The 9,763-nt window shown below is 55.7% G+C and carries 10 protein-coding genes and 1 pseudogene; all 11 read left to right on the forward strand.

Annotated features, from left to right (window positions below; genetic code table 11):
* Nucleotides 1-388 precede the first annotated feature (388 nt).
* Nucleotides 389-586: a hypothetical protein gene (locus VEV40_RS20695; RefSeq protein ID WP_414637826.1), complete on the forward strand. Its 198-nt coding sequence runs from the start codon at nucleotides 389-391 to the stop codon at nucleotides 584-586.
* Nucleotides 583-1,032 carry a hypothetical protein gene (locus tag VEV40_RS07630; RefSeq protein WP_324831315.1) on the forward strand — a complete coding sequence of 150 codons (450 nt, stop codon included), beginning with the start codon at nucleotides 583-585 and terminating at the stop codon, nucleotides 1,030-1,032. The genes VEV40_RS20695 and VEV40_RS07630 overlap by 4 nt, the downstream gene beginning before the upstream one ends.
* A 171-nt stretch (nucleotides 1,033-1,203) precedes the next feature.
* Nucleotides 1,204-1,617: a hypothetical protein gene (locus VEV40_RS07635; RefSeq protein ID WP_324831317.1), complete on the forward strand. Its 414-nt coding sequence runs from the start codon at nucleotides 1,204-1,206 to the stop codon at nucleotides 1,615-1,617.
* A 164-nt stretch (nucleotides 1,618-1,781) separates the two neighbouring features.
* A complete protein-coding gene (locus tag VEV40_RS07640; RefSeq protein WP_324831319.1) occupies nucleotides 1,782-3,689 on the forward strand; it encodes a hypothetical protein in 1,908 nt (635 codons plus the stop codon).
* Nucleotides 3,686-3,970: a hypothetical protein gene (locus VEV40_RS07645; RefSeq protein ID WP_324831320.1), complete on the forward strand. Its 285-nt coding sequence runs from the start codon at nucleotides 3,686-3,688 to the stop codon at nucleotides 3,968-3,970. The genes VEV40_RS07640 and VEV40_RS07645 overlap by 4 nt, the downstream gene beginning before the upstream one ends.
* Nucleotides 3,948-5,459 (forward strand): terminase, encoded by a 1,512-nt coding sequence (locus VEV40_RS07650; protein ID WP_324831321.1) that lies wholly within the window; start codon nucleotides 3,948-3,950, stop codon nucleotides 5,457-5,459. The genes VEV40_RS07645 and VEV40_RS07650 overlap by 23 nt, the downstream gene beginning before the upstream one ends.
* A gap of 208 nt (nucleotides 5,460-5,667) precedes the next feature.
* Nucleotides 5,668-6,573 carry a HipA family kinase gene (locus VEV40_RS07655; protein ID WP_324831322.1) on the forward strand — a complete coding sequence of 302 codons (906 nt, stop codon included), beginning with the start codon at nucleotides 5,668-5,670 and terminating at the stop codon, nucleotides 6,571-6,573.
* Between the two features lie 30 nt (nucleotides 6,574-6,603).
* Entirely contained in the window at nucleotides 6,604-7,437 is an 834-nt protein-coding gene (locus tag VEV40_RS07660; protein ID WP_324831324.1) for a DUF3037 domain-containing protein, read from the forward strand.
* 196 nt (nucleotides 7,438-7,633) lie between these two features.
* Nucleotides 7,634-8,857, forward strand: a complete 1,224-nt coding sequence (locus VEV40_RS07665) for a phage portal protein (protein WP_324831326.1) — start codon at nucleotides 7,634-7,636, stop codon at nucleotides 8,855-8,857.
* A 47-nt stretch (nucleotides 8,858-8,904) separates the two neighbouring features.
* Nucleotides 8,905-9,522, forward strand: a complete 618-nt coding sequence (locus VEV40_RS07670) for a hypothetical protein (RefSeq protein WP_324831327.1) — start codon at nucleotides 8,905-8,907, stop codon at nucleotides 9,520-9,522.
* Nucleotides 9,522-9,763 (forward strand): annotated as a pseudogene (locus tag VEV40_RS07675) (hypothetical protein); the annotation flags it as partial. The gene VEV40_RS07670 and the pseudogene VEV40_RS07675, both read left to right, overlap by 1 nt.

Raw genomic sequence — 9,763 nt, forward strand, 5'->3', positions numbered from 1 at the left:
ATCGGTTTCACTGATTTTCCTTATTACCGGGGGATTCGGAACTCACAGTATGGATGCGTGACGCCCTTCGGATCATGGCTCATTGACCACTTTGGCGCGGCGCGAATACAGTCGTTTCACTTTTGCATGTCATTTGAGATTTTGTCACTTTGTGTTCTGGGAGCTGTGCCAGCAGAAGGCACTAAGAACATTTACAGAAGAAGAGCATTCAACTTATCCCCCATGATCCGTGTCTCTCTCCCTGTTCCTACTTACAACAGGAATACATGCACCCGGCAGCGGCACAAGCAAGAGGCCATGCCTGATGTAATTACTCCCTTTGCCCGCGAAGTATGGCGCAAACCATATTTACGGGCCTTTTTATCTCCTTGGAGAATTAATGACGTTTATGCGCGTAACTTTAAAAATTTGTGAGGGGTGCGGTGGTCTCTGGTTCCGCGCCCAGGAGTTGAACGAGATTTATTGCGCTGCATGCTCGATGAGATTGCGGGCCTTTCCTGCTCCAAGATCAAGGCGGCTGGCTGGCCGACCGCGAAAACACAGACGCTGCACACGCCAACACGTCAATGCAGGGGGTGTGCGATGAGTGCTGCATTGATGCTTCCCTATGTCTGGGCCGAATCACAGCCTGAAGTTGAGCAGCCGGTTGTGGCCCGCGCGCCTGTGGGTGGAATCGCTTTCTACAGGAGGCGCACCGAGCTTCTGCTGCGGCGATATATGCTCGTTTCTCTGCAGACCGGACGCGTTCCGTCGGTGATTGGAAACTGCGTATTTCGAGGAAAAGCAAGCAACTATCGCATGTACAACTTTGAGGATGCGGTGATTTTTCTCTTCGACATCGAAAAGGGCCTGAAGAAACTTGATCCCGTTGGCCGCCAACTGGTGTCGCGCATCGCTCTGCAGGAATACACGCAGGAGGAGACTGCGGAACTTATCGGGGAAAGCCTACGATCTGTTACGCGGAAGTATGGAGACACTCTCGATGAATTGTCCCGCGTATTTCTGGATTTAGAGCTTCTGAAAATCGACTAGCCAAAATGTTGTCAAGGGGGTGAAACTGTGGAAATTACTCTAAGTTATTCAATTGATGGAGAAAAAAGTTCGTGATAAGTTGGCGTACTATTTCCACTTAAAATGCTATTCTATAAATAAGAGTAGAGAAAAACAAAGGGAGGCGGAAAGCGCCTCCCTTTTACTTTTGTTATGGCAAAAAAAGGAACCAATAAAACTCAGAAGGCAGAGATAGCTCCGGATCCGGTTGAAACGACCTCGGGCGCGCTGGAGCTGGATGAGAAACCAACTAAACCAAGGCACTTCAGGAAGCGGGCCCAGGAAGAAATTGGAAAGAACTATCCAAGCATTGTTCGCAGACTGGCGGAAGAGGCCACTCAAGGCAGCGTGATGCACACCAAGTTGTTGTTTGACTTGGGCGGCGTGAAAGAAGAGGTGCGTGATGCGGGCAAAGGAAAACGGCCGCGGAGACCGCCCAGCCTTGGGAAGATTCTGCTGGATGAGGTAGCGGCGATGAAGCGTGAGAAGGAAAGAGCGGCTGCGCAAGGCGATAAGGGCGCGCTGGCAGGCAGCGCGGAAGATGACAGGAAGCAGAGTTCGCAATAACGGCCTGTGTTGCCGGATATGCAAGGAACAGCAGATCCTTCCGCTTCACTTCGTTCAGCGTCAGGATGACAGCATCATCCCTTTGCGCGCGATAAGAAACTCGTACCCGCGTCCATTACACAGCTAACATTCATGGGCCTTCAAGAGACTACGAGGAGCAATTGGTGAGAAATAAGAGGCAGCTTGCGAAGATCGTGACGCGAATGCTGTTATTCATCTTCAGCGCATCCATCATTCATGCGCAGATAACGACCACTACGGTGCAGGGAGTGGTATACCGGGCTGACGGAACGCCGGCGGCCGGAACTTTGATCGTGACATGGCCCGCGCTTTCTACGGCGAACAGTCAAGCGATCGCTGCCGGAAGCGCTACGGTTTCTATTGGGCAGGACGGCTTTGTCAGCTTGAACCTTGCGCCAAATGCGGGCGCATCGCCCGCTGGGAGCTATTACACGGCAATTTATCACCTGAATGACGGCACCGTAAACAAGGAATACTGGGTGGTTCCGGCAGGCGCAAGCGCGTCGATAGCTTCTGTTCGCGCACAACTTATACCTGCAACAGTTGCAGTGCAGGATGCAACGAAGCAATATGTTGATGCCTCAATTGCATCGCTGAGCGGCAACTATCTTCCCATAACTGGAGGCACACTTTCAGGGCCTCTCGTGCTAAGTTCGACAGCTAATCTAACAATAGGTGGAGAAGCGAGGGTAGGTGCGGCACTTACAGCAGCGTCTTTAAATGGCGAGATTACTGTGGATGGGAATACTTATACAACGCTCAATGCCGCATGGAATGCGGCGGCAAGCCTCGTGATCAGCTCAGGACATAACCAGACGGTGCGGCTGGGGCCGGGAACTTATTCGCTTACGGCCACACTTATGGAACCGGGCAATGGCGCATGCGTGAATCTGGTTGGATCAGGAGGCGCGAGTACGGCGGCTGACAGCTCCGCGAGCGCATCCACTCTAAGTGTGCCTTCAGATTTAAGCGGTGATGTGATTTTTCTGGGAAACTCAGCGCAGGCACAGGGATGCTTGTTCAAGGACTTTACGATCCTGGGCAATGCGAATGCGACGCACGGCCTGGAACTGCAATGGTTTCGTGGTCTCGTGGTCGATAACGTCGCGGTGAATGATACGTCCGCGGAAGGGATTCTGCTGGGCGAAGAGAGCACGTCGAATGGGCATCAATCGGGCTTTCTGCTTCGGAATGTAACTGTCAGCTACAACTCTGCCAGCTTTACTCCGGCAAGCCGTCCAGCTTATGGGATCCACTTGCTGAAGACGGCCATCGACAGCCAACTGGACACCATGCTGGTGCGCAACGCGCAGATTGCCGCCGTTTACAACGAGGGCACAGGTAATACGGGATATATGATTCATGGATTTGGGTATCCGTATACATGTACGACTGCGCCGTGCAGTAATACGGCGTCAAGTTCAACGGCGGCTGACGCTTCTTATGCTACAAACTATGTGGTTTATGACACAGGCGGGGCGGGAAGCGTGTGGACGGATACTTATGCGGACAGTCCGGCGATTGCGGCCTTTTATATCGGGGCCAGCGGGACTTCGATTCATGGCGGGCACATTCAGTGGCCTGATCTTACGAGCTTTCCGTCGGCGAACCTGGCTTATGTCGCGTCCTCGGTAACAAACGGGCTGGAGATCGCAGATATAGGATGCCTGGGAATGTCGCCGTCAGTGAACTGGATCACATATGCTTCTGCTTCGGGCGTGCCCCCAACATTTGCCAGCGTGCATCACCTGACCGGCTGCGGGAATTATGCCCAGGCGCTGGAGCCGGAGACGACAACGGGGTTCACAGGCGGCGGGGCGTCGAACAATGCGCCGGGAAATGGCGTGGTGGCCACGGTGTGGGCATCACCCAAGGCGGGTACTTCCAACTACGAGGCTTATTCGGCGCAGCTTTACAACGGGTATCAGACGGACCTGTTTGAAGGCCATGTGGCGGGACAAAATCCGTTCTTCAACGTTACTTATCAGGGGACGGTGCGCTCGCAGGGGGTATTGCGCTCTCGACCATTATTAACACGGCTTCAACGTTGAGTTTGACGACGGCGAACAAGAACGTGATTGCCAACGCTTCAAGCGGCGGGCAGACGATCACGCTGCCGAGTTGCTTTACGCAGTGGCCAGACAAGGCGTCGCCTACGGGAGAGGAGTTCACGATTATCAAGTCGGACTCAAGCTCGAATGCTGTGACGCTGACGACTACAAGCTCGCAAACGATCAACTATCAGGGAGCGGCTGCGACATCGCTGGTCATCTCCTCTGCCGGCAAAAGAACAATGGTGTGTGGGCCCGATGCGAACTGGTACGCATATTAAGGACTGGGGCAGCATTTATGACTGCGATGAGCTTACATGGCTGGGAGAAGTGCTGGATGAAATGCCGCCAAAGCTGGAAGGCAACGCTACTGGGCTTTTCCTGGCAAAGAAACTGCTCAGGATCCGTGACCGGTCAGGAAAAATCGTGCCATTCAGCGCGAACCGGGCGCAATGGGAATATGAACGGCGGCGCGGTAGGGCAAATGTTGTTCTCAAGTCGCGTCAGATGGGCATCAGCACATGGTTGGCGGGAAGATTTTTTCTGAAGACGATTACGCAGCCGGGAACGCTGACGCTGCAAATTGCTCACACACAGGAGGCGGCGGAGGGCATTTTTCGGATTGTGCGCCGGTTTCTGGAGCGACTTCCGGAATTTATGCGGGAAGGCGCGCTGCGCACGTCAACGGCCAATGTCCGCCAGATTGTTTTTCCGGGTCTGGACAGTGAGTACCGGGTAGAGACTGCCGGCGATGAGAATGCCGGGCGCGGGCTAACGATCCAGAACCTACACTGCTCAGAAGTGGCGCGGTGGCCGGGAAACGCGGCAGAGACGCTGCAGGGACTGCGCGCGGCGATGCCGCCATCGGGTGAGTTGGTGCTGGAATCGACGCCGAATGGCGCGGAGGGTTGTTTCTGGGAGGAGTGGAACAGCGCCGATGATTGCGGGATGGTGCGGCATTTCTTTCCCTGGTGGTGGGAGGATGCGTATCGAGCGGAAGCCGTGCCTGAGGACTCGCTGCAGGAGGATGAGCGCAGGCTGATTGAGGTACATGGACTAGTCCTGGAGCAGATTGGGTTTCGCAGAAAAATTGCGGCGGGCTTTCGCGGACTGGCGAAGCAGGAGTATCCGGAAGATGCGAATGAATGCTTTCTCAGCAGTGGGGATTGTTATTTCGATATTGCGGCGCTGGATGCGCGTATCAGGAATCTGCCGGAACCGATTGCGACACGGCTGGGCGGAAAGTTGCAGATCTGGTTTCCTCCGGTGCCGGGACGGCGGTATCTGGTTGCGGTGGATACGGCTGGAGGTGGCAGCGAGGGAGACTATTCTGTCGCGCAGGTGCTGGAGATTGAGACGGGCCTGCAATGCGCGGAGTTACAGGCGCGGCTGTCTCCACTGGAGCTGGCCGAAGAATCAGCCAGGCTGGCCAGGGAGTACAACGAGGCTTGGCTGGTGGTGGAGCGGAACAATCATGGGTCGGGTGTGCTGGCATATCTGCATGGAGTGAGCAAATATCGGCGCATCTATCAACAGGATGGACAGGATGGATGGCTGACCTCGTCGAACCATCGCGCGCGGATGCTGGGGGACCTGGCGGCGGCGCTGGTGGAAACGGCGGAGATCTTCTTCAGCAGACGATTGCTGCAGGAGTGCCGCAGTTTTGTGCGGCAACGCAATGGGAGGATTGGAGCCAGCGCCGGAGCGCATGATGATTGCGTGATGGCTATGGCGATTGCGGTTTGTGTGCGAGGAGAGCTGAGGAGATGAAAGGCCCCCCAGCGACCGGCACCTATGGATGACGAAAGCATTTTTACGAGTTGGTGTGAACCATGTAAACAGCAGGTTCTCAGCTACGTCATTGCCAGGCAATGACTCCGGTGGGATGACAATTTTTTGGAGTCACGCCAACTCCAAAATTGTTATGGAACTCATTGGTGAGAGTTTGTGCTTTCCCAGTAGTTCATGATTATCAGAGGTGAAATGTACAATCCGATTGAGCGGAGGCGGGTTGGCTGTTCTGGCGACACAGGCGATTCGACGTATGCGGGGGGGTGCCCAGGGCCATCTTATGCTGGCGTCGGATGGCAATCCTTATGTCGTAAAGTTTCAGAACAATCCGCAGCATATACGGGTCCTGGCGAATGAATTGCTGGCGACTCGGCTGGCGGAAGCTGTCGGATTGAGTGTTCCGGCGACTGAGGTGGTTGAGGTTACGGACTGGCTGATTCAAAATTCCAAGGAGCTTGTGCTTCATTTCGGACAAAGCCAGGAACCATGCCGGGCGGGCTTGCACTTTGGTTCAAGATTGGTCGGCGGCCTGATGCCTGGACTGGTTGTAGATTATCTTCCGGAAGACCGGCTGGTCGAGGTAAAAAATCTGACCGAATTTGCCGGGATGCTGGTGATTGATAAGTGGACCTGCAATTCGAATGGAAGGCAGGCGGTTTTTCACAAGAAGCTGCGGGAGAAGCGTTATATAGCCATGTTTATCGATCAGGGGTACTGCTTCAATGCGGGGGAATGGGAATTTGTGGATGCTCCGCTGCGAGGCGTGTATGCAAGAAATCTCGTATATCGTGGCGTGACGGGGTGGGAGAGCTTTGAGCCATGGCTGGGTCGCGTGCAGGAACTCGATCCGCAGAAGATTTGGTCGATTGCGGAAACTGTGCCTCCAGAATGGTATGGCGGAAATCTGGCGGAGATGGAAATGCTTGTTGAGCAGTTGCTGAAGCGGCGTGAGCTCATTCCGGAACTGATTACCCACTTTCGGGAATCATCGCGGGGACCTTTTCCAAATTGGATGAAGTCGGAGACGATGGCGATGAACAGGCAGTTCCCGGAGCCAGGATGGGCCGATACTGTCAGTGGACAGATTATGTAACCGTGGTTGTGACGTAAGGAAATTTTTGGATTGAGCACGCGGCAACAATGCGATTTCTATCTCGTCCGGTATGTACCGGACCCGGTGAGAAATGAGTTCGTCAATATAGGAGTTTTGCTGCGCGACGCATTGCGGCCGGAGCAGATCATTTTGAGCTTTACGAAAGACTGGGCGCGCGTGCGCTGCATCGATCCGGATGTGGATATTGCTATGCTGGAAAGCATGGAGAGCGAGCTACGGCAGAGACTCACTCTAAAGGAAACCGGCATGCGGCCTCTGATGCAGGTGCTGGAAGATTCTTTTTCGAATGCGCTGCAAATCACTGAACCGAAAGCATATCTCGCTGAATCAATGGTCACAGGCGCTGAGGATCTGATGAGGCTCTATGTGGAACCGCGCAAGAGGCAGGCTGCCATGCGCCAGAGCGGCAGGCAAGCGATTCACGCCAGGATGCGGTCACAATTTGAGCGCGCGGGAGTGTGGGACCTGATGCGGAAGCGGATCGCTGTCTCGCGGTATACAAAGATCGGCGATCCATTGCACATCGATTGTGGATACCGGCCTAATGGGGTGGTGCGGATGTTTCATGCTGTTTCTCTGACCGGCGATACGGAATGGCCGAAGGTGCTGGCCTTTAGTGTCGGGTCGATTCGTGAGGGCGTGAAGCAGATCGAGAATGCGAAGCTGGAACTGACGGCCCTGGTCGAACCGGTTGATGATGTCAGCGCTGATCGTGAAGATGGCGATCACGTGGAGCAGTATCGCTTTTCTGTGGAGACGATGGAGGCGCAGGGCATTCGCGTGATGACCACTAATGATCTGGGGCGGATTGCGGAGACGGCGCAGAGGGAGCTACGGGTTTAGACATCGCAGCTTTGTCAGATACATGAGGAGAGTCAAAAACAGATCCTTCGCTATGCTCAGGATGACAAAGTAATTTCAAGGCTCAGAATGACAGCGTAGTTAAAGTAAAATCGGGACCATAAATAGCGGTCGAATTCACGAGGCATGGCTTTTCGCCATGCCTTTTCTTTTGAACGCGCAAAGGACAGAGGGCGAAATGGTGACAGTCAAGAATTCGGTTCAGAAATTGTGGCGACGGAAAGAAGCCGGCATAGAAGCAACGGGCGAGCAGGCAGTGAAACGCAAGACATTGGCCCTGCCTTCAATTCTGACTCCTTATCGCACGCCTGCGAATGCGCTGCCGAAGCCGACGCCGGTGAATCTGCGGCGCTTTGCCGAAACACCGTTGGTGCGGAGAGCCATCAATATCCTGAAAGACCGAATCGCCAGCATGGATTGGCAGGTGCGTGTGAAGCGCGGCTTCTCGGTGAGTGATATCGCAGACGCTCCAGTGCGCTTGCTGGCACTGCGCCGGGCGCTGGAGGAGCCGAATGCCGGCGACTCGTTTCGCACGCTGATGGAACAGGTGCTGGAAGATGCGCTGGTGGGCGGATTTGGCGCGATGGAGATGGAGCTTACCGGCGACGCTATGAAACCAGTCGATTTGTGGGCGGTGGATGGCGCGACGGTCGAGATCGATCCCAAATGGGATGGGAAGCCTGAGTCAACCCGATATGCGCAGACGACTGGTCTGCCGGGCACGAATGCCCAGGTTTTTCTACGGGACGATCAGTTGATCTATATACGCATGAATCCGCGGTCGCATACGCCTTTTGGGCTGGGGTCGCTGGAGGTTGCGTTTGAGACGGTCAATTCATTTCTGGCCGCGCATCGCTTTGCTGGGAATCTGGCGAGCAATTCGGTGGCGCAGTATGCGCTGTGGCTGAATGAGACGACTCCCATTGAGCATGAGCGACTGATTCGCTGGTGGCAGGACGAGATTGAAGGCACGGGCAGGGTCCCGCTGTTGAGCACGGAACAGAAACCGGAGGTGCTGCGCTTTGCCAGCGGCACGGACGCTGATCTGCGGCTCAACTGGCAGGAGTTTCTGATTCGTATGGTGGCGAATGCCTTCTCGTTGCCGCCGATGATGTTGGGCCTTGAGCGGGAGGTGAACCGCACTACCGCGGCGGAGCAGGCGGACGAAGCTTTCCGGAGCGCGGTGGTTCCGCTGGCGAAGCTACTGGCGGAACATCTGACGCGCGATTTGTTTGCGAAGAAGCTGGGCTGGCGCGAATTCGAGTTTGTGTTCAATGAGCTGGATGCGCCGGATGAGCTTACGGAATTGCAGGTGCAGACGCAGTTGCTGGCGGCGGGCGTTTTGACCGTCAATGAAGTGCGGTCAATGCGCGGGCTGGCGCCACTTGCAGAAAGGGGGTAAAGGGCAGCGAAGAACAGACGGCATTTCAACAAGAGGGTGGAGAGGACATGAGACTGGAAGCAATGGCGATCACCATGCCGGAGGTCGCTGACCATCCGAACCGCGTTCCCTTTGAGGGCGTGCTGACAGTGGTGGACGAGGCAAGCACGCGTCCGCCATCGGGCGCGCGCGGTCACAGGGTGATCCTTACGCGGGACGCAGCGAGGGCGGCGCTGCCGTCGCTGCTGGGGATGGCGGTGGATTACGCGCCGAAATGGGACGGCCACGACGCGCGGGCGAAGTGCGGCATCATCACTGAGGCCGACGTGATCGGGAACCAGCTTCGGGTGCGCGGCTATTTGTTTGGCCGCGACTTTCCTGAGGTTGTGCAGCAACTGCGGCAAAACGAAAGCGGGCACATGGGCATGTCCTATGAGCTGGCAGATGCGCATGTGGCGGACATGCGCGCCGATGTGTGGACGCTGACGCGGGCCACGTTCACCGGAGCGGCGATTCTGCTGCGGGAAAAGGCAGCGTATCGTGATACCTCGTTTCATCTCTCGGTGGGACGTTGCAGAAGCAGCATCCCAGCACGGGCAGGCATGGGCGCGAGGGTCGCGGCGCATTCAGCCAGGCGATTCGAGCAGCAATCTTTTGGGCAAATACACAGAAGGAAGGAAGCGTAATGGAAACAGATAACATTCTCGCCTCATTGGGAGAAAGCATTGAGCGCCTAAGCTCCGCCGCGAGCCAGTTGGAGCGGACCGTGGCCTGGCTGGAACAGCGCGAAGCCGGCGCAATAGAAAAGATGACGGCTGCAGTTGAAAGCCAGAACGAATCAGTGGAGCGTGAGCTGCGGCTAAAGCTGGAAGCGGCGGAGCGGCAAATCGCGGAGCTTCGCGCGCAGAGCAGCCGGACAGCCGTTGC

Source organism: Alloacidobacterium sp. (assembly GCF_035631355.1).
Classification (GTDB): Bacteria; Acidobacteriota; Terriglobia; order Terriglobales; family Acidobacteriaceae; genus Alloacidobacterium.